The 20,186-nt window shown below is 57.5% G+C and carries 19 protein-coding genes; 8 read left to right on the top strand and 11 right to left on the bottom strand.

Features of this window, described 5'->3' with window-relative positions:
- Positions 1-29 precede the first annotated feature (29 nt).
- Positions 30-1,097 (top strand): MBL fold metallo-hydrolase, encoded by a 1,068-nt coding sequence (locus ABJN86_RS14900; protein ID WP_348363183.1) that lies wholly within the window; start codon positions 30-32, stop codon positions 1,095-1,097.
- 117 nt (positions 1,098-1,214) lie between these two features.
- Positions 1,215-2,054 carry an alpha/beta fold hydrolase gene (locus tag ABJN86_RS14895; RefSeq protein WP_348363185.1) on the top strand — a complete coding sequence of 280 codons (840 nt, stop codon included), beginning with the start codon at positions 1,215-1,217 and terminating at the stop codon, positions 2,052-2,054.
- A 9-nt stretch (positions 2,055-2,063) separates the two neighbouring features.
- Here the strand turns inward: ABJN86_RS14895 and ABJN86_RS14890 are convergent, their stop codons facing one another.
- Positions 2,064-2,522: a GatB/YqeY domain-containing protein gene (locus tag ABJN86_RS14890; RefSeq protein WP_348363187.1), complete on the bottom strand. Its 459-nt coding sequence runs from the start codon at positions 2,520-2,522 to the stop codon at positions 2,064-2,066.
- A 170-nt stretch (positions 2,523-2,692) separates the two neighbouring features.
- Here ABJN86_RS14890 and carA point away from each other — a divergent pair, with 170 nt between their 5' ends.
- Entirely contained in the window at positions 2,693-3,847 is a 1,155-nt protein-coding gene (carA, locus tag ABJN86_RS14885) for a glutamine-hydrolyzing carbamoyl-phosphate synthase small subunit (RefSeq protein WP_348363188.1), read from the top strand.
- Positions 3,848-3,905: 58 nt separating this feature from the next.
- The gene (locus ABJN86_RS14880) at positions 3,906-5,885 is read left to right on the top strand and encodes a glycosyltransferase (protein ID WP_348363190.1); all 1,980 of its coding nucleotides are present in this window, start codon (positions 3,906-3,908) and stop codon (positions 5,883-5,885) included.
- On the opposite strand, the gene ABJN86_RS14875 is transcribed toward ABJN86_RS14880, so the two are convergent.
- The gene (locus tag ABJN86_RS14875) at positions 5,826-6,476 is read right to left on the bottom strand and encodes a GntR family transcriptional regulator (protein ID WP_348363192.1); all 651 of its coding nucleotides are present in this window, start codon (positions 6,474-6,476) and stop codon (positions 5,826-5,828) included. The two genes, ABJN86_RS14880 and ABJN86_RS14875, sit on opposite strands and share 60 nt — an antisense overlap.
- A 114-nt stretch (positions 6,477-6,590) precedes the next feature.
- Here ABJN86_RS14875 and ABJN86_RS14870 point away from each other — a divergent pair, with 114 nt between their 5' ends.
- Both ABJN86_RS14870 and ABJN86_RS14865 read left to right on the top strand, forming a co-directional pair.
- Positions 6,591-7,280, top strand: coding sequence for a pyrimidine 5'-nucleotidase (locus tag ABJN86_RS14870; protein ID WP_348363193.1), 690 nt, complete (start codon positions 6,591-6,593; stop codon positions 7,278-7,280).
- A complete protein-coding gene (locus tag ABJN86_RS14865) occupies positions 7,277-8,461 on the top strand; it encodes a UbiH/UbiF family hydroxylase (RefSeq protein WP_348363194.1) in 1,185 nt (394 codons plus the stop codon). Before ABJN86_RS14870 ends, ABJN86_RS14865 begins: the two co-directional genes overlap by 4 nt.
- On the opposite strand, the gene ABJN86_RS14860 is transcribed toward ABJN86_RS14865, so the two are convergent.
- The 4 genes from ABJN86_RS14860 to ABJN86_RS14845 form a co-directional block, all read right to left on the bottom strand.
- Positions 8,458-9,585 carry an aminotransferase class V-fold PLP-dependent enzyme gene (locus tag ABJN86_RS14860; protein WP_348363196.1) on the bottom strand — a complete coding sequence of 376 codons (1,128 nt, stop codon included), beginning with the start codon at positions 9,583-9,585 and terminating at the stop codon, positions 8,458-8,460. The two genes, ABJN86_RS14865 and ABJN86_RS14860, sit on opposite strands and share 4 nt — an antisense overlap.
- Before the next feature lie 88 nt (positions 9,586-9,673).
- A complete protein-coding gene (locus ABJN86_RS14855; RefSeq protein ID WP_348363198.1) occupies positions 9,674-10,144 on the bottom strand; it encodes a hypothetical protein in 471 nt (156 codons plus the stop codon).
- Positions 10,145-10,213: 69 nt separating this feature from the next.
- Positions 10,214-10,666 carry an Lrp/AsnC family transcriptional regulator gene (locus tag ABJN86_RS14850; protein ID WP_348363199.1) on the bottom strand — a complete coding sequence of 151 codons (453 nt, stop codon included), beginning with the start codon at positions 10,664-10,666 and terminating at the stop codon, positions 10,214-10,216.
- 10 nt (positions 10,667-10,676) lie between these two features.
- Positions 10,677-11,132: an Lrp/AsnC family transcriptional regulator gene (locus tag ABJN86_RS14845; protein WP_348363201.1), complete on the bottom strand. Its 456-nt coding sequence runs from the start codon at positions 11,130-11,132 to the stop codon at positions 10,677-10,679.
- A gap of 136 nt (positions 11,133-11,268) precedes the next feature.
- On the opposite strand from ABJN86_RS14845, the gene ilvC reads away from it, so the two are divergent.
- Positions 11,269-12,291 carry a ketol-acid reductoisomerase gene (gene ilvC, locus ABJN86_RS14840; RefSeq protein ID WP_348363202.1) on the top strand — a complete coding sequence of 341 codons (1,023 nt, stop codon included), beginning with the start codon at positions 11,269-11,271 and terminating at the stop codon, positions 12,289-12,291.
- An 88-nt stretch (positions 12,292-12,379) separates the two neighbouring features.
- Entirely contained in the window at positions 12,380-13,300 is a 921-nt protein-coding gene (locus tag ABJN86_RS14835; protein ID WP_348363203.1) for a DMT family transporter, read from the top strand.
- Here the strand turns inward: ABJN86_RS14835 and glmM are convergent.
- The 5 genes from glmM to ABJN86_RS14810 form a co-directional block, all read right to left on the bottom strand.
- Positions 13,290-14,633 (bottom strand): phosphoglucosamine mutase, encoded by a 1,344-nt coding sequence (glmM, locus tag ABJN86_RS14830; protein WP_348363205.1) that lies wholly within the window; start codon positions 14,631-14,633, stop codon positions 13,290-13,292. The genes ABJN86_RS14835 and glmM overlap by 11 nt on opposite strands.
- 47 nt (positions 14,634-14,680) lie before the next feature.
- Entirely contained in the window at positions 14,681-15,685 is a 1,005-nt protein-coding gene (gene folP, locus ABJN86_RS14825; protein WP_348363206.1) for a dihydropteroate synthase, read from the bottom strand.
- Between the two features lie 9 nt (positions 15,686-15,694).
- Positions 15,695-16,633, bottom strand: a complete 939-nt coding sequence (locus ABJN86_RS14820) for a dihydroneopterin aldolase (protein ID WP_348363208.1) — start codon at positions 16,631-16,633, stop codon at positions 15,695-15,697.
- Between the two features lie 103 nt (positions 16,634-16,736).
- The gene (locus tag ABJN86_RS14815) at positions 16,737-17,399 is read right to left on the bottom strand and encodes a cell wall hydrolase (RefSeq protein ID WP_348363209.1); all 663 of its coding nucleotides are present in this window, start codon (positions 17,397-17,399) and stop codon (positions 16,737-16,739) included.
- 159 nt (positions 17,400-17,558) lie between these two features.
- Positions 17,559-20,150 (bottom strand): putative PEP-binding protein, encoded by a 2,592-nt coding sequence (locus ABJN86_RS14810; protein WP_348363211.1) that lies wholly within the window; start codon positions 20,148-20,150, stop codon positions 17,559-17,561.
- Positions 20,151-20,186 lie beyond the last annotated feature (36 nt).

Below are 20,186 nucleotides of genomic sequence, written 5' to 3'. Positions count from 1 at the left end.
AAAATCACGATAATTTCTGGGAGGATTCTATGGGACACTATAAGAAATTTTGCACCGGTCTAACCTTGGCAGTTATAGGCCTTATGAGCAGTGTGACGCAGGCCGACGCGGCCAGTTGCATGGAGGTTACATTGACGGGAACCCAAGGTGGGCCGCCCGTTTTCAATGGTCTCGCAGGGGCTGGCACCCTTGTTCGTTACGGCACCGAGGAAAACAACTGCTCCTCAACTATCCTTCAATTCGACGCAGGGCGCGGCACCCTGCAACGCTTGTCCGAGGCCAAAGTTCCCGCAGGGAAAGTTCAGGCCGTGTTCCTCACGCATATTCACTCCGATCATGTCGATGGGCTTGGGGACCTGATGCAAGTGCGGTGGCACTTTGCCTCCAAAGGCCCCAAGGTAGATCTCGTGTGCAACGATGATGTAACCTCCCCCAAAGGGTTCGTTTTGAGCTGTGCCAATCTCGCGAAACACATCGGCGTGCCCTATATCCAATCGGGCGAAATCTCCCAAAGACTGGCGGAAAACGGTGACCGACTGTCTGGCGGCCCATCCGATCTATTCAACATCGGCACCTTTAAAGCCACGAATGACGCGGCCGAAGTTTGGCGCAAGGATGATGTCGTTGTCACAGCCATCGCGTCTCGCCACATTCCCGGGCACGCATCTTACCGCGTTGATACACCCGCAGGAAGCGTCGTCATCGGTGGGGATGCGGGCAATGACAAACCAATGCCGCCACGCGACACCTCCACTTCAGCAAGTGTCGAAGCTTTGGCTAAAGGTGCCGACATCTTGGTCCATAGTACGATCCACCCTGCGATGGGGCCTGAGGGTGACAGCGGCTTCCCGCCCCCGATCTTTTTCCGGCAAAGCACATCGTCAGACCTAGCGGCTTTGGCAGAGCGTGCCGGCGTTAGCAATTTAATGTATACGCATCTTATCCCACCTTTAGGCGCTGCGCGGCAGGGTCCGTTCAAGGTTCCTGGTGGTGGGCTGTCCAAGGCCGACTATGACGCCTCTGCTCGCGAGGCAGGATATTCGGGCAATGTGGTTGTGGGAACCGACTTGGCAACGATTAGACTTGTTGCCGAATAACTCATCATCTCCAATGCCATCGCTCGGGATAAATATTCGGGCGGTGGTGTTGCCTATAAAATCTACGTCAGCTTTCACTTTCTCTGTTAAACACTGAGCACCTATCAGGAGCTCTCCATGATACGACTTTTAGCATTGCTTGGTGCAATCTCATTTAGCGGGTCCCCTGCCCTTAGCGATACTGTCTTAGGTCGCAATTACGTGGTCGTTGACGGGCGCAAAGACACCAACCGCCCCGCCCCTCTCGTCATCGCGATACACGGGTTTCTAGGCAATGCGTCCAACATGCAACGAAAGACCGGCTTTGATCGGCTTGCGAAGCGTCACGGATTTATCGTCGCCTACCCCAACGGGAGGCTTAGGCGGTGGAATGATGGTCGCAGCTCCCGCAACAAGACCGATGACGTCGCGTTCCTATCCGCGATGATCGCCAAGATGGTCACCAGCGGACAGGTTAGATCTGGGCGAGTTTTTGTTGCTGGGCATTCCAACGGTGGCGGAATGGCGATGCGAATGGCCTGTGATCGTCCCGACCTTGTTCGCGGAATATCAGTGGTCGCCACAAAAACCTCAACCAACTACCAATGCCGACAAGGCCCCCCTGTCCCTGCGATCTTCATGCACGGAACTGCCGATCCTATAGCCCCTCATGCGGGCCGTCCCGAAGGAAGCCGATTGGGCGGCACCTTGTCGGCCGAGGCAACTTTGGACCTTTGGAAGGTTCGCAATCGATGCACCGGCGCACCGCGCAGCCGAACCTTCGATAAAAAGAACGACGGCACTTCAGTCAAAGTCACACGCCACACCAATTGCCGCGCCGCCTTGAACTACGTGTTAATTGATGGTCATGGTCACGACTGGCCCAGCCTAAATGGAAAGGCCACGCGCCTCCAAGGTCCGGCATCAAATGAGGTTGGCGCATCAGCGTTGAGCTGGGCTTTCTTCAGCCAGCTCTAAAACGGGCCGTTATCCCAATCGCGCCTTAACCATTGGTCCGACGCTGCCAAAATCCATTTGGCCGGTGTATTTGCCCTTAAGAATACCCATTACGCGGCCCATGTCGCGGATGCTTTCAGCGCCCACTTCCTTGATCGCGTCATCAACGGCAGCCTGCGAAGCTGCCTCGGACAACTGTGCGGGCAGAAAATCTTCGATTACCTTGACCTCGGTCAGCTCACGCTCCGCCAATTCCAAACGGCCACCCTCTTCATAGGCGCGCGCGCTTTCTTGGCGCTGCTTTACCATCTTGCCAAGAATCGCCAAAATTTCGGGGTCGCCCACGCTTTTACCATCGACGCGCAACGCAATGTCTTGATCCTTGATCGCCGCATTAATCAGGCGCAATGTGCCCAAGCGGGCCGCGTCCTTGGCCTTCATGGCCTCTTTCAGTGCGTCTGTGATGCGTGTGCGCAAATCATTGGGCATTAGGTGCTTTCCGTGAAACCTTCGTAAGGCGCGACTTGTACCCAAAACACCGAAACAGCACAATACTCCCTTTACGCGTTGCAAAAAAGGCTATTGGCGTGGTTGACGCCCCCCACGCCCCCCCGTAGATAGTCCAAAGTTTTGCATTCAGCCCTGTGGGAGAAACCGCCATGACCGCCAAACCGACAGCCTGTCTTGTTCTGGCCGATGGCACCGTATTCTACGGCCACGGTTTCGGGGCTACGGGTCAAACCACCGCCGAACTTTGCTTCAACACGGCAATGACCGGCTACCAAGAGATTATGACCGACCCCTCCTATGCGGGCCAAGTTGTGACCTTCACCTTCCCTCACATCGGCAACACAGGTGTAACCCCCGAGGACGACGAAACCGGTGATCCGGTGGCCGCTGGCATGGTCGTCAAGTGGGACCCAACACGCCCATCTAACTGGCGCGCCACTGGCGAGTTGACCGAATGGCTCACCAAGACGGGCCGCATTGGCTTGGGCGGCGTAGACACCCGCCGCTTGACCCGCGCGATCCGTTCGCAAGGCTCGCCGCATGTCGCAATGGCGCACGACCCTCAGGGTAACTTCGACCTAGAGGCCTTGGTCGTGGCTGCTCGCGGATTTGCAGGGCTTGAGGGCCTTGATCTGGCCAAAGAAGTTACCTGCGCGCAGTCCTACACGTGGGACGAGCAACGCTGGGCATGGCCAGACGGCTTCACCAAACGTACCGAGAAAGGCCACAAGGTTGTGGCCGTGGACTTCGGCGCGAAACGCAACATCCTGCGCTGCCTCGCCTCCGCCGGTTGTGATGTGACCGTATTGCCCGCCTCCGCGACTGCTGAAGAAGTGCTGGCCCATAATCCTGACGGCGTATTCCTGTCTAACGGCCCCGGCGATCCGGCGGCCACTGGCGAATATGCGGTTCCGATGATCAAGGATGTGCTGAAGCAGGATATCCCCGTTTTCGGCATCTGTCTTGGCCACCAAATGCTGGCTTTGGCTCTTGGCGCGAAAACCATCAAGATGAATCACGGCCACCACGGAGCCAATCATCCTGTTAAGGACTTGGACACTGGGAAGGTCGAAATCACCTCGATGAACCACGGCTTTACCGTCGACAGCCAAACATTGCCCGAAGGCGTGTTAGAGACGCATATCTCCCTATTTGACGGGTCCAACTGCGGTATACGTTTGGCAGATCGCCCTGTTTTTTCAGTACAATACCACCCCGAGGCCTCCCCCGGCCCACAAGACAGCTACTACCTGTTCGAGCGCTTTGCAGCCGCCATGGACGAGAAATCATCCGTCTCTGCTTAACCGCGTCTTAACCTGAATCGTCCAATTTTCCCACGCTGCCTTTGCGCTGGAGAATTGGATGACTGCCCATATCAAGTCTCACTTTCAGGATGCGACTTTGTCGCCCCAAAAGGCTTGGCACGAAGGGTATAACCCTGACGCATATGGAGACGGGCAGCGCTACAGCCCATCCTTGCTGGGCCAGCAACTGGCAGATCAAGGCGTCCTTAGCTCTCATCAGCTTTTGGTCGCCCTCGCGCTGCAAGCCCGCCAGAACGTCCCCCTTGGGGAAATTCTCGTCGCGCAAGGCTTTGTCTCCGAAGAAGATCTACTACGAACCCTCGCCAAGCAGTTCGACACCTACTTGGTCAACCTTCAGCAATCCCCTCCCAATCCGCACTTATTTGAACAACTCGCCCCGCAAGATTGCTTGCGGTTCGGGTTTGTTCCTTGGCGCGCGCGCAACGGGCACATTATTTTCGCAACCGCCCACCCTGAACGCATCAACAGCATCAAGGTTAAACTTCCGTTAGAGATGGAGAATGCCGAGTTCGTGCTAGCGGCAAATGAGGATGTCCAGAATGCTATTCACGAAAACTACGGCGACCAGCTCGCCGCGCAAGCAGAGATACGCACACATCCAAGCGACAGTTGCCGAAATTGGTCGACGTCCCTGATGCAGGCAGTTTTGGCGGGCTTAGTATTGATGTGCGTCATCGGCGGGCTTTACGCTCCTAATTGGGTCATCTGGACCCTGTTTGGAGCCGCAATCTTCTCTCTGTTCTTGAACACCGCCCTCAAGCTTGGCTGCGCCATAATCGCGGTCCGCAAAGCCCCCGACCCACCGCATCATGATCCCCCAAAATCTGCCGCGCGGTTGCCCAAAATATCTATCCTTGTTCCGTTATTTCATGAACGCGACATCGCAGGGGCTTTAGTTAAACGCTTGGCGCGATTGTCCTACCCGCGCGAATTGTTGGAAATCTGCCTTGTGGTGGAAGCCAGCGACACGATCACAGAGCAAGCCTTAACCAAAGGTGGCCTACCCAAGTGGATGCGCGTGGTGCGGGTGCCAAAAGGTGGGGTTCAAACGAAGCCAAGGGCGTTGAACTACGCCTTGGATTTCACCTCAGGCGCGCTGGTCGGGGTTTACGACGCCGAAGATGCCCCCGCCCCCGGACAGTTGCACGAAGTTGCACGAAAATTCGCACGCGGCGGAGATGATTTAGCATGCATCCAAGGCGTTTTAAGCTTCTATAACGCCGAAACAAATTGGTTATCGCGTTGTTTTTTCTTCGAATATGCAGGCTGGTTCAGGGTCATGTTGCCGGGTTTACAAAAATTGGGGTTCGCTATCCCACTGGGGGGGACAACCTTATTTTTCCGGCGTGACATCTTGGTAAAACTAGGTGCCTGGGACGCCCACAACGTAACCGAAGACGCCGACCTCGGCATGCGCCTCGCACGACGTGGGTATCGTTGCGAGATGATGAACTCCATAACCCAAGAAGAAGCCAACAGTCGCATTTGGCCATGGGTGAAACAACGCTCACGTTGGTTAAAGGGCTATGCTGTCACGTGGTGTGTCCACATGCGTCGACCGGTGCTGCTTTGGCGGGAACTCGGCGCATGGCGGTTTCTAGGGTTTCAAATCCTGTTCCTCAGCTCGCTAATGTCATCCTTCTTAGCTCCCGTTTTATGGTGGAGCATGATCACCTTCCTGACCGGATGGCCAAACCCCGTTTTCGACCCAATGCCAAGCGCTTGGGTCTACATCTCGACCGCGCTTTTAATAACCACCGAGGTCATCACCCTAGCAGTCTTCGCCATCGCCGCGCTCCATATCAAACAGCGGCCTAATTTCAGCTGGATCGCGACCCTGCCCGTCTACTTCACTTTCGGGACTATGGCCGCATACAAAGGTCTCGGGGAGTTGCTGTTCAACCCATTCTACTGGGACAAAACCGAACACGGCATGTTTGGTGGCGCAACTGACGTGTCAATCTGTGCTGATGTCTCCGGCGTCGATCCGCAAGCGGGTCTGGAAAGCCGTCGATAAATGCTCTCGTAGCGCTTTGGAGGCGGCCGCCCCATCACGTGCTTCAATCGCTTGCACAATTGCCAGATGCTCTGCCAAGGCAATTTCTCCGCGCCCTTCGGCTGCCAATGATGTCGTCGCCAAAAGCGCCATAGAACGGTAGACCAAATCAAGTTGACGCACCAAGAACTGGTTGTGCGACGCGAGGTGGATTTGTCGGTGAAAGCGGCGGTTTGCTTGCGATAGCTTCGATGGATCATTCAAAAACGCGTGGTCTTCCTCAACCATCGCGTAAAGTACTTTCACTTCTTCCGTCGCCGCGTGCTGCGCCGCCAATTCTGCGGCCAGCCCCTCAAGTGCGGTGCGAACAGTATAAAGCTCCGCCATCTGGTTGTGATCGAGCGATGCGACAATAAGTGAACGCCCGTCGCGGGACAGCATCGATTGTGTCTCGAGGCGTTGCAGCGCCTCACGGATCGGCGTGCGCGACACCCCAAAACGATCCGCCAATTCGCTTTCAACCAAACGGTTTCCCGGCTTGTAAACGCCAGTATCAATCGCGTGTAGTATCAACCCGTAGGCATCATTCGCGGCAGGTACATCAATGCTCATAAGTCGTTACTCTCAAATTCATTTCGCCACGCTAGCCGTAGGCCTTACGTGGTGCAAGCAAATGGCCGCCGAAACATTATTGCGGTTGCGGCTCGTGGCGTTAAAGTTCTGGGCATGCCAGCAAAACACTTCACGCACATCCGCACTTGGGTCTTTGACCTTGATCACACGCTCTACCCCCCAGAGATGCAGCTCTTTTCGCAGATCGAGGTGCGCATGGCCAATTGGGTCATGAAAGAGCTGGGGGTGGATCGCGATGAGGCCAACCGTCTTCGCGCGAAATACTGGCGCGAACATGGGACGACCTTGGCCGGCCTGATGCGCCTACACGGTGTCGACCCCGAGGGCTATCTGGTTGATGTGCATGACATCGACTTCACTGTGCTCGATCCTGATCCGAAGCTCAGAGAAGCAATAAATGTGCTACCAGGGCGGAAGATCATCTACACTAATGGCACCGCCCCATATGCAAAAAACGTTATAAATGCCCGTGGGTTATCAGGGGTATTTGATGAGGTTTACGGTGTGGAACATGCTGATTACCACCCAAAGCCTGATCAGGCCGCCTTTCAAACAGTCTTCGCCAAAGACGGCCTCGACCCGACCTCATCTGCCATGTTTGAAGACGACCCTAGAAACTTGGCCGTCCCCCACGCTTTGGGGATGCGCACGGTGCATGTCGCGCCAGAACCGCAACCCGAGGATCACATACACCACCACACCGACGACCTGCGCGGCTTTCTGACCCAGATCGCCCGCTGCCCCTTGGCGTCGCCCCTTAAGCGGCTTAACTTAAAGCCATGACTACCGATATTTTCATCTCTGGCGGCGGCGTCGCTGGCCTAATCGCGGCCTGCTTATTTGGCAGCCAAGGGCTAAATGTCACATGTGTGGATCCCGCCCCGCCCGTGACTGAGCGTGATGCCGACGGCGCTGACCTCCGCTCCACCGCGTTTTTGCAACCAGCGATCCCTGTTCTGGAATTGACCGGCGTCTGGCACAGGCTCGCCCCGCACGCGATGCCGCTTCATACCATGCGCATTGTGGATGCGGGCGGTGATGCCGCTTTGCCCCGTGCCACCCGCGATTTTGATGCCACGGACATCTCTGAGATGCCCTTTGGCTGGAACCTTCCCAACTGGTTGATCCGCCGCGAGTTGGTGGCGCGACTGGCTGAGTTGCCAAATGTTGAGTTTCTGCCCGGTACCGCCTGCACCAAAATTTTCACCCGCTCTGCCTCGGCCAAAGTTTGGCTAAGCGATGGCACGATTAGAAATGCCCAACTGGTGATCGCTGCTGACGGCCGCAACTCCCTGATCCGCGACAACATCGGAATTGACGTCAAAACAACCCGTTACGGGCAAAAAGCGCTGGCCTTCGCAGTCACCCATCCGATCCCGCACAACAATGTCTCGACGGAAATCCACCGCACCGGCGGCCCGTTCACCTTGGTGCCATTGCCAGACTTCGACGGCAAACCCAGCTCTGCAGTGGTGTGGATGGAAAAAGGCCCTGAGGCCGCACGCCTACATGCCCTGCCCGAGGACGCCTTCAACGCCGAAATGTCGGAGCGGTCATGCCACCTATTTGGCCCGCTCACCCTCGCCTCCAAACGCGGGCTATGGCCGATCATCGCGCAAGTGGCAGAGCGTTTCAGCGCCGAGCGCGTGGCCTTAATCGCCGAGGCCGCCCACGTGGCGCCCCCGATTGGCGCGCAAGGGTTGAACATGTCGCTGAGCGATCTAAGCGAGCTGTTGGAGTTGAGCAAAACGCTTCCATTGGGCAGCAAGGATATGTTGGGCGCCTATGACAAGAAGCGCCGTTTTGCCGTGCGTGCGCGGGTCGCGGGCATTGATCTGTTGAACCGCACATCCATGTCGCAAGCCGCATGGATAAAAGACCTAAGATCGGCAGGGATCGGGGCGATACATGACGCTGCCCCAATCCGAAAATCGCTTATGAAACTTGGGCTTGGAACCCGTTAAAGCACTTCATCCGTGATCTCTTGCAACGCCTTCAACGTGCCCTCAACGTCGTAGAGCTTATCAAGCCCAAACAGCCCTAGGCGGAAGGTGCGGAAGTCATCCGGCTCATCGCATTGCAACGGTACGCCCGCTGCAATTTGCACGCCAATCGCGGTGAATTTAGACCCGTTTTGCACATCCGCATCATCGGTGTAGCTGACCACAACACCCGGTGCGCCAAAACCATCGGCGGCCACGGACGTGATGCCTTTAGCCTTCAACATCGCCCGCACGCCGTCGCCAAGCGCCCATTGCGCGTCACGGAGTTTCTCGAAGCCGTATTCGCGGGTCTCGATCATCGTGTCGCGGAAGGCGCGCAACCCGTCCGTTGGCATGGTCGCGTGGTAGGCGTGGCCGCCCCCCTCGTAGGCCTCCATGATGTTGAGCCACTTCTTCAAATCAATCGCAAAGCTGTCGGATGTGGTCTCGTCAATCTTGGCACGTGCGCGGGCCGACATCATCACAAGCCCCGCACATGGCGTGGCCGACCAGCCCTTTTGCGGCGCGGAGATCAGAACATCCACGCCCGTCGCTTGCATATCAACCCACGCGCAACCGGACGCGATGCAGTCGAGGACCATCAACGCGCCGACCTCATGCGCCGCGTCGGCCATGGCTGTGATGTAGTCGTCCGGCAGGATCACACCGGCGGAGGTTTCCACATGCGGCGCGAAGACCACGGTTGGTTTTTCTTCAAGGATGCGGGCCACCACGTCCTCAATCGGGCATGGCTGGAACGGCGCGCGGGTGTCGTTGCCAGTTTGGCGGGCCTTCATCACTGTGGTCTCGGACGGCAAGCCGCCTGCTTCCATGATTTGGGACCAGCGGTAGGAGAACCAGCCGTTGCGCACCACCAAGGCCCGCTCATCCCGCGCAAACTGACGCGCCACGGCTTCCATCGCATAGGTGCCACCACCGGGGATCACGGCCACGGCCTCGGCCTTGTAGACGTCTTTCAGCATGCCCGAGATATCGGTCATCACCGCCTGAAACGCCTTGGACATAGAGTTGAGGGAGCGGTCGGTGAACACCACCGAGAATTCGCGTAGACCGTCGGGATCAATGTTTTCGAGCAATGCAGACATGGGTAAACCTCCTGAGTTTGGGAGGGACGTTAGGAGGGATTGTAGGGCGATGCACGAAGAAAATTAATCGAGGGAAGAGGTCATTCTGTCACGTCTCCAGTGCGCGATCAAACGCAGCCTTTAATCCCTCCTCAAATACAATGTCGAGAAACAAAATGTCTTTCCTTTTGATGGCACCTCGTTCTAGCCACTTACACCAACTGCTGAATTCCTTAATCTCGGAAGGACTCAACTTGGTTGCAGCGAAGACTAGTTCATCTGCGGCAGAGTCGCGCTGGCTACGAGTTGAAATTAAGGTGGCTTTACCTGTCTTTCGTTTTTTGCTCGAATTGATAACTGTTTTCACAAAATTACTGGTCGCCTCGGTAAGTTCAGCGCACGCTACAAGAAAACTATGCAAATCTACTAAAATGCTCTCGGGCAAACTTGGCATTCGAGTATCACATGCAATGCCTTTTACTTCTGCTTGAAGAGAAACGGTTTGCCCAAGGCGACGTAGCTCGCGACTGATATTGTCTGATAAGCGCAACTGAGGTCTATTGTGTTTTATGTTAGCCATACGAACCTCTCCGTTCTCAAGCTAGATTGAGCAACATCTCAACACAAGACATCGACAAGGCTTCCTAACTCACAACGGCCCCGCTAACCGCTCCTCGCTCAGCAACACGTTGGCTTCCACATCCCCTACCCCCGGCAAGGTCATGACGCGGCGGCGCAACACGCGCTCGAAGTCGGACAGGTCGCGGGCGACCACGCGCAGGCGGTAATCATAGAGGCCCAACACGTGTTGCACGGTTTGCACCTCTGGGATGGCCGTCACCGCGCGCTCGAAATCCTCTAGGCTGACGCGACCTTTGGTGGCGAGCTTCACCCCAAGGAACACCGTCACCCCGAAGCCAAGCGCCTCTGCGTCCAGATCAACGCGACGGCCGGCCAACACGCCTTCGTCTTGCAACCGCTTGATCCGCCGCCATGTGGCGGGCTGGCTGAGGCCTAATTCGCGCCCCAACGCCCCCGCACTTAAGGTCGCATCGGCCCCAAGAGCGCGCAGGATGGCGAAATCTGTGGTGTCCCAGCTCATATCAGCCCCCTCATATCGGTAGTGTCTCGGTGGCCTTGATGGTGGCCACATGCATCAAGGCCTCCAACTCCGCGATATGTGGCAGGGTCAGGATGTGGTTGCGGTACAGGCTTTGGTAATGCGCCATGTCGCGAGCGATCACCGACAGGCGCACATCGACACGGCCAAGGAAGGTCTGAATGGCGATCACCTCAGGAATTTTGCGGGCGGCATCTTGGAAATCGTCAAAGGCCCGCGGGGCGGTTTTATCAAGCGTGAAGCGCAAAGAGACCTCAACCGCGAAGCCAAGCTTGGACCAATCAATCACCGCGTGCTGCCCTTTCAGGATGCCCTTGGCGGTGAGCTTGTCGAGACGTCGTGCGGCGGTTGCGGGTTGCATCGCGCAGCGCTCCGCCAGCTCCGACACAGGTGCGGTCGGATCGGATTGTAAATAGCGCAAAAGGCGGCGATCAACGTCATCAAGCATGAATTTTTAATATAAGATCGCAAAGGCGAATACTAGAGTGTATATTGTGAAGACATACCATCACTTCAACTCTAGCACCTTATGCCCCAGCCTATATGTTGGCCCCCAATCGAAACCAACCATGAGGACGCCCGACATGCGCGTTTACTACGATCGCGATTGCGATGTTAACCTGATCAAAGACAAAAAAGTTGCCATCCTTGGCTATGGCTCCCAAGGCCACGCCCACGCGCTGAACCTGCGCGACTCTGGCGCGAAGAACCTTGTCGTAGCACTGCGCGAAGGCTCCTCCTCCAAAGCGAAAGCCGAAGGCGAAGGCCTGAAGGTTATGGAAATTTCCGAAGCCGCAGCTTGGGCCGACGTCATCATGTTCACCATGCCCGACGAATTGCAGGCTGAAACATACAAGAAATACGTGCACGACAACATCCGTGAAGGCGCTGCAATCGCGTTCGCCCACGGGTTGAACGTACACTTCGGCCTGATCGAGCCTAAAGAAGGCATCGACGTCATCATGATGGCGCCAAAAGGTCCGGGCCACACGGTTCGCGGCGAATTCACCAAGGGCGGCGGCGTGCCTTGCCTTGTTGCTGTTGACAAAGACGCATCCGGCAAAGCGCTGGAAATCGGCCTGTCGTATTGCTCCGGCATCGGCGGTGGTCGTTCCGGCATCATCGAGACTGACTTCCGCGAAGAGTGCGAAACCGACCTGTTCGGCGAGCAAGCCGTTCTGTGTGGCGGTATCGTTGAGCTGATCCGCATGGGCTTTGAGACCCTTGTGGAAGCTGGTTACGAGCCCGAAATGGCTTACTTCGAGTGCCTGCACGAAACCAAGCTGATCGTGGACCTGATCTATGAAGGCGGCATCGCCAACATGGACTACTCGATCTCCAACACAGCCGAGTACGGCCAGTACGTATCCGGTCCGCGCATCTTGCCTTACGACGAGACCAAGGCGCGTATGAAAGCTGTTCTCAGCGACATTCAGTCCGGCAAATTCGTTCGTGACTTCATGCTTGAGAACGCCGTTGGCCAGCCAACCATCAAATCGTCGCGCCGCGCGAACGACGAGCACCAGATCGAAGTTGTCGGTGGCAAACTGCGTGACATGATGCCGTGGATCTCCGCTGGCAAAATGGTCGACAAAGCGAAGAACTAAGCCCGCAAGGTTCGGCTCCGACCGAACTGTGGCTGAAATCGGAAAAGGCGTCTCGCAAGAGGCGCCTTTTTCATTTACCGATTACCCCATGAGCACCCCATCCCCCGAAAACCCCGGCCTGTTGAACTGGCTCCTCGTCATCGTCCTTGGCATCATCTGGGGCGGCGCCTTCATGTCCGTACGCCTGTCCTTGGACGGGTTCGGGCCGTGGACTGTAGCTGCTTGGCGGACTGGCATAGGAGGTGCGACCCTCGGGGTCATCGGCGCATTCTTGGGGCAAGGCCTGCAAACAATCCCATCCGCACGGGCTTGGTTTTTCGCCATCATCATAGGCGTAGGCGCTGTTGCCCTGCCCTTTGGAATGCTGAGCTGGGGCCAGCAATTCATCCCTTCCGCCTTTGCTGGCGTCGCCATGGGCGCGGTGCCCCTGCTGGTTTTGCCGCTGGTCTACATCTTCTCAAAAGAAGAAGGCATCGGGCCGCGCCGCGTCATCGGTATGTTGTTGGGATTTGTCGGGCTATTCATATTGGTAGGACCCGGTGCCGCCGCCTCCACGGGGCACGAGAACGAATGGCTCGGGCGTCTCGCCTGCCTTGCCGCCGCTGGATGCTATGCCAGCGGGTCGGTCGTCACCCGCCGCGCGCCAAAGATGCCACCGATTGCATTTGCCACTGCGAGTTTGGTTGTGGCCGCCGCCGTTTTGATCCCAATCGCTGCCGTCACCGAAGGCTGGCCTAACAGCTTCCCTGCACAACCCACCACCGCACTGATTTACGCAGCCTTATTCCCAACCGCATTGGCCGCCGTCATTCGCGTGCGTGTTATCACCACCGCAGGCTCGTTATTCATGAGCCTGACCAGCTATCAGGTGCCAATCTGGTCGGTAATACTTGGGGTGAGCTTCATGGGGGAAACCCTTCCCTCACAACTATTTTTAGCGTTGGCGATCATCTTGACAGGCATCGCCATCAGCCAGTCTCGCGCCTTGACTTCGATGTTTAAGCGGTAGCGGCTTGAACGGCCTGCACGACGCTGCCAACAACCTGCGTCAGCTTGGTTTCATCTTCGCATTCCGCCATGACACGGATCAACGGCTCGGTGCCCGACTTGCGGATCAGTAAGCGGCCATTGCCGACCAACGCCGTCTCTGCCTCCGCAATCGCGGCCTTCACACTGGCATCATCGAGTGGCAATTGCCCCGCGCCGTAACGCACATTTTCCAGCAACTGCGGGCAGCGCTCAAATTGCGAGACCAAGGCGCTTGCAGGTTTATTCAGCTGCTTCATGGCAACTAAGAATTGAAGCCCCGCAACCAAGCCGTCGCCGGTTGTTGCATAGTCGGTCATTACGATGTGGCCCGATTGCTCTCCGCCTAGATTGTAGCCACCTTCGCGCATCCGCTCGACCACATAGCGGTCACCGACATTGGTGCGCTCAAGACGCAGACCTTTACTTTCTAGGTGGCGCTCAAGTCCGAGGTTACTCATGACGGTGGCCACCAAAGCGCCGCCCTTCAACCGGCCCTCCTCAGCCCATCTGGTGGCCATCAAAGCCATCAACTGGTCCCCGTCGGCCACGGCCCCGGTCTCATCCAAGATCATCACACGGTCCGCGTCACCGTCCAGGCAAATACCCACATCCGCATCATGGGCCACAACGGCCTCGGCGGCAGTGGTCACATTGGTGGAGCCACAGCCTTCGTTGATATTATAGCCGTTTGGCGACACCCCCACGGGGATCACTTCCGCGCCCAACTCCCACAGGACTTCCGGCGCCGTTTTATAGGCTGCCCCATTGGCGCAATCGATCACCACCTTGAGACCCTTGAGGGTCATGCCATAAGGCAAGGTGGATTTCACCCGCTCGCCATAACGAAAGCGACCATCATAGATATGTTTGGCGCGGCCGATGTTTTCAGATTGTGCGGGTCGGATTTCCTCGTCTAGCAAGGCTTCAATCGCCATCTCATCCTCGTCCGACAGTTTAAAGCCATCAGGCCCAAAGAACTTGATGCCATTGTCGTAATGTGGGTTATGCGAGGCCGAGATCATCACCCCCACATCCGCGCGCATAGAGGTCGTCAACATCCCAACCGCAGGGGTCGGCACAGGCGACAACAGCAACACATCCATCCCCGTAGAGGTAAATCCAGCCGTCAGCGCCGTCTCGAACATGTATCCCGACAGCCGTGTGTCCTTGCCGATAACCACACGGTGGCGGCCTTTACCCTTGCGAAAATAGCGACCAGCAGCCGCCCCAAGCTTCAACGCCATCTCAGCGGTCATCGGGTAGACGTTTGCGCGACCGCGGACACCGTCAGTGCCAAAGAATTTACGTGCCATGGGCGGTAATCCTGTCTTTGTTCCCGCGATTGGTTTCGCGAAGATTTCTATTGTGCGTGCAGTGCCCGCCATAAAGCGAAGGCTTGCCTATGTTCATCTATATCATGTGCACGAACAATATGAACACCCTGCATAAGGCCACTTAACGCCAGTGAGACCGACCCAGATGCGCGGTCCTCCGCCCGTTCCGCCCCACCAATGTTACCGATGAAACGTTTACGTGACACACCAAGCAGGACCGAGCACCCCAACGTGTGAAACAGGCTTAAGTTTCGGATCAGCGCCAAATTATGCGCTTGGGTCTTTCCAAAGCCGATGCCCGGATCGACAATGATGCGCTCCTTGGCCACGCCAGCGGCAATGGCCACCTCCACCCGCTCGGCCAGATGGTCGAACACATCCAGCACCACATTGTCGTATTGCGGGTTTTCTTGCATGGTTTTGGGATCGCCTTGCGCGTGCATGAGGCAGATGGGCGCCCGACTGCGCCGCGCCACTTCGGCCATAGCACTGTCGTAATGCATCGCGGACACATCATTGAGCATCGTCGCCCCAGCCGACAACGCGGCCTGCGCCACGGCGGCCTTGCGCGTATCGATTGAAATCGGCACCTCAATACCTGCAGCACGCAGCGCCGCTATCACGGGAGCGGTTCGCGCGACTTCCTTGTCTTCCGGCACAAAGGCAGCACCGGGCCGAGTGCTTTCTCCGCCAATATCGATGACATTTGCGCCCTGTGCGATCATCGCTTGCGCATGCTCAACGGCCGCCTTTGAGGATGTGAACTTCCCTCCGTCCGAAAAGCTGTCCGGCGTGACATTCAGCACCCCCATGATCGCCGCGCGGTCCTTGGGCAACCCCGGTAGCGTTCTGGGCGCGCTGAGCACATCTAGCGATGCCGACGGCAACTCGGAGGCGGGCATCAACCCATGGCGAACCCCTCGCTCTAATGGTTCCACCCGATCAAACCACAATGGACCACCGTGCAAAAGCACAGCGTCGGTGGGCATTTTTGCGTCCATTTGAACGATCGGGCGGTAATAGATGGTCATAGCCCCAAGCTACCCCAGCAAGTCGCGCGGGGCCAATACCTCATCCACGCTTAGAACATTACCGGCCCCTTGGGCCATCTCGCCGATGGAAATCACGCGGGTCGCGTCAAATTCCTTGGCAAGCCACTGCGTCAATGCAACCGCGTCGCGTGTGTCGACCTCCGAGCCGCCCGTCGCGTCCAAAACCAGCTTCGAAGGGGCCCAAACGCTCATTTGGTTCTGCTTGATCGCCCAATCCAGTTCGGTGCGCGTCGAGACCACCACGCAGCGGCGGTCACGCGCCGCCAGCATCCACGCGTTTTGCTCTAGCGCCAAAAGATCGATCCGCCGTTGCGCAGCGGGGTTCGACGCTTGTGGCGCAAGTGCCTGCCCCATTGGCACGCATAGGACCACGGGGGCATTTGCGTTCTCCAGCACGTCCAGCACTTTGCCCAAATCGTCGGACGCAATCACATCGTTGCCAAGGTATGCAACCAATGGGGCGGCTTCCATCACGACGTCCGCCACGCTCGCCAACATCTCGCGGTCGCGCACGATTTCCACGCCAAGGGCTCCGGGTCCACGGTCTAGTTTTTCGATGCGCACGAAAACCCGAGCAGCCAGCGGGTCTGCAAGGATGTCCTCAGCCACTTTCGCGGCCAAGGTTTCCAGCAAATTCAGACGTTCTGCTTGCAGTTCGCGGTCAATGGCTTCGGTGATGGTATCGTAGGACAAGATCTTGTCCACATCGTCGTCCACCCCGCCTGCCCCAGTCAATTCGGGCAATTGGACCTCGACCACGATGTTGAAGCATATGCGTTGCAAGGTGCCGCGTTCTTGTTGGAAGGCACCGATCTCCACCTCGCGAATGTGGTCACGTAGGGAAATCCGGTCGCGTAACTCATTGCCGGAGGTCGCCTCGGCGCGTTCACTTGGGTGCGCGAATGCCAATCGAATATCAGAACTCATGCTGCGGGCCTTCCAGTCGCGGGGCAGTGTTATGCGCTCTCTAGCAGGCGAAGCCTGTGAAGCAACAGCCCATTTGCGACCTATTTGCGACGATCTACGAGGCTTAGGAGCGCGCGTAGAACAGGTGCACCCCATGTCGTGCTGTACGGCGGAACTTGGAGGCCCAGCGTGGGTTCACAGCAGTGGTGTGATAGAACGTGGCCCCACCCGCCAAGTTGCGCGGCGCGCCACTAAGCATCATGCGTGCGATCTTACCGACACGGGAAAATGCTGAAGGTTCGGTGATCCTCTCAGGTTTCCCGTCGCATGTGTAGGTGAACTGGCAGGCAAATTTGCGCCCTGTTCCTTGGTGGATCACACCACAAACGGTGTCGGGGAACCGCGAAGATGACACGCGGTTCAATATAACTTCGGCAACAGCGATCTGACCTTTAACGGTTTCGCCGCGTGCCTCAAAGTACAGCGCCTCTGACAGACAGCGCCATTCTGGGCCACCCGTGGCTGCTGGCAGCGCATTTAAGGTCTTCGCATCCGTGATCAGTTGGCCGTTTCCAGCGCCCCTGCGACCGATGGGTGTAGAAATCTTAACCAAGCGTTCCGGCCGCAATGACGCCAGACCTTCTTGGTTAACTTTTTCGGCCTTAAGCAGGGCAGAGTTAAAGGCCAATGAGCCGCCAGAAGCGGTCCCTTCAGCAGATGCAAAACCGCCTGTCCAAATCAGGCACAGCGCGCCAGCCGCTTTCATTGCAACGCTACGAAACATCATCACTCACTGCCTTGGGGCCGTGCCCCATCTACACTGGCCCTAGCTGACCATCAGAGGCGGGATTTAATAGGTGTTGGTTAAGGAATCCACCCATCCGACGCGACTCGCGTCAATTCGCCTTAAAAACAAGAATATTCATCTACATATTGTGTATTTTGTTTAAGTCGGAACAAACCCGTCGTCTTCGGGGAACTCGAAAACATCGTCTTCTTCCAATGGAGCGCGAATCGCTAGCTGCGCAGCCGCAAGCCTCGCGACGGGCACCCGGTATGGTGAGCAGGACACATAATCCATCCCCAACGAGCGGCAAAAAGCGATACTCTCGGGGTCGCCTCCGTGCTCTCCACACACCGATAATGTGAGCTTGGAGCGCACCTTCCGTCCCCGCTCTGAGGCCAGTTGCAACAGCTCACCAACCCCATCTTGATCCAACGCCAAGAACGGGTCTTCTTCAAAGACACCTTGGTTAACGTAATCCGACATGAACCGCCCCGCGTCATCGCGCGACAACCCGTAGGTCATTTGGGTCATGTCGTTGGTCCCGAAACTTAGGAAGCTTGCGTGGGTGGCGATGTCGCCCGCCCGAAGTGCCGCGCGCGGTGTCTCAACCATGACGCCAAAGCGGTATTCCAAGGTCTTGCCGGTCTCGCTCATCACGTCGGCCGCGACGGCATCGATGCGGGACTTGATGATTTCCACCTCACGCTTGGCCGAAACCAGCGGGATCATGATCTCCGGCATGACGCTCGCCCCTTCCGAGGACGCTTCGATCATGGCCTCAAAAATCGCCCGTGCTTGCATCTCGTATATCTCGGGGATCGTGATCCCCAAGCGCACGCCGCGCATACCCAGCATCGGGTTCACTTCGGAGAGATCATCAATACGGGCCTGTGCCTCGCGCGCGCTCATGTTCATTGCATCAGCCAGCTCGACAATGCCCGCGCGGGTGGACGGCAAGAACTCGTGCAATGGCGGGTCAAACAGACGTACGCAAACGGGCCGCGGCGCCATGATGCGGAACATGTCTCGGAAGTCTTCGCGCTGCATTGGTAACAGGCGTGACAGGGCTGCTGCGCGGTCCTCCGTGGCTTCGGCAAAAATCGCTTCGCGCAACACCGTCAGGCGGTCTTCGCCGAAGAACATATGCTCGGTGCGGCAAAGCCCAATGCCTTCCGCGTTAAACAAACCTGCGGCCTCAGCGTCCTCGGGCGTATCGGCGTTGGCCCGCACACCGATGTCGCGCAACTCGTCAGCCCAAGTTAGCAATTCGCGGAATGCGCCGCTTAGCCCCGCCTCCTTCAATGGCACGGCGCCAGCAAGCACCTGTCCGTTGGTGCCGTCCAAGGTCACAATGGCCCCTTCGGCAAAAATGCGGCCATCTGTGGTCTTCATTGTACGGGCTTTGGAGTTCACATGAATGTCGGTGGCCCCCGCCACACAAGGTAAGCCAAGGCCGCGGGCAATCACAGCTGCGTGGCCGTTGGCCCCGCCCCGCTCGGTCAGAATACCCTTGGCGGCGTGCATACCGCGTACGTCTTCTGGGCTGGTTTCGCGACGGACCAAAATACAAGCTTCGTTTTGCGCGGCAGCCGTTTGCGCCGAGAACGCATCAAACACCAACTTGCCTGTTGCAGCGCCCGGACTGGCGGCAATCCCACCCGCAAGCAGGTCGCGCACAGCATCAGGGGCGACTTGTTGGTGCAGCAGCTCCGAAATAGCACCAGGTTCTATCCGCAGCACCGCATCTTCACGCGAGATGATCTCGTCATTGGCTAGCTGAACAGCCACCGCCACATCAGCACGCGAGCTGCGCGGCGTGCTCAGCGCGTCAAGGATATACAAGTTGCCCCCCTCAAGGGTGAACTCGATCTGCATTTCTTGGCGCAGGCCCACGCGGGCAACATCACCCAAGCGGCACAGTTCTTGAAAAACCTCAGGCTGGCATTCTTCCAGCGACCTGCCGCGTGGATCACGGGTCAAGAACATGGTGTCGTCTTGCTTGCCACTTAGCGCGTCGCGCCCTTGGCTTTGACGCATGTAGCGACCAACCTCTTGTGCGTCGCCACTGTCAGAATCGATAAACTGGATGACACCGGAGCCACTTTCGCCCTTACCCATCCCGAAGGCCATGCGCTGAACAATAAGCCCCAGCCCCGCATCCTCTGGGGCGCCTTTGGACATGCGCAGCAATCGCGCGGAGGTCCCCTCCCACGCCCGCGCCATGGATTTCAGCACGTTGAAAAGCTGCGTCTCCACGTCTTGCGGGAAGGCTTCGTCGGTTTCGTCTTCATAGGCGTGAAGAGCCATCTCAACAGTCAGGTCGGGGATGTCGAAAATTTCGTCGTCTAGGCGATCCACATCTACCGCGTAGGCACGGATAAACTTCAGGTGCAATGCAGCCGCAGCGTCCGCCCCAAGGCGAGAGGCAAAGAAAGCCTCATTCGCGCGGTTCATGCCGATGTTAAGAATGGTACCCGGCCCGCCCCAATCGGTCTGCACCGGTGAGGAGCGCACGGACATCACAGGCCAACTGCCAAAATAGTCCAGCAGTTCCTTCATGTCGGGCTGCTGCCCACCTGCGATCGCGCGCACGGTCTCCGCCGAGATGGCCACCGTGTCGGGCACAGGCATATCTAGACGGATCAGGCGCTGCAGGCATTTCGCCCGCGCGCCATGCCGCTTGCCGTGGAGCGCCGCAGTGGGCGTAATCAGCTCAAAGTTCAAGTAGTCCAACATACTGCGGCGCAGCATAGGGCAGATCACGCGTCACGCAAGCGTGTCGCGTAT

Origin of the sequence: Litoreibacter sp. (assembly GCF_039974535.1) — a bacterium.
Lineage (GTDB): Bacteria > Pseudomonadota > Alphaproteobacteria > Rhodobacterales > Rhodobacteraceae > Litoreibacter.
Note: the sequence above shows the minus strand (reverse complement) of the source record. Positions and strands in the feature narration are given on the sequence as shown.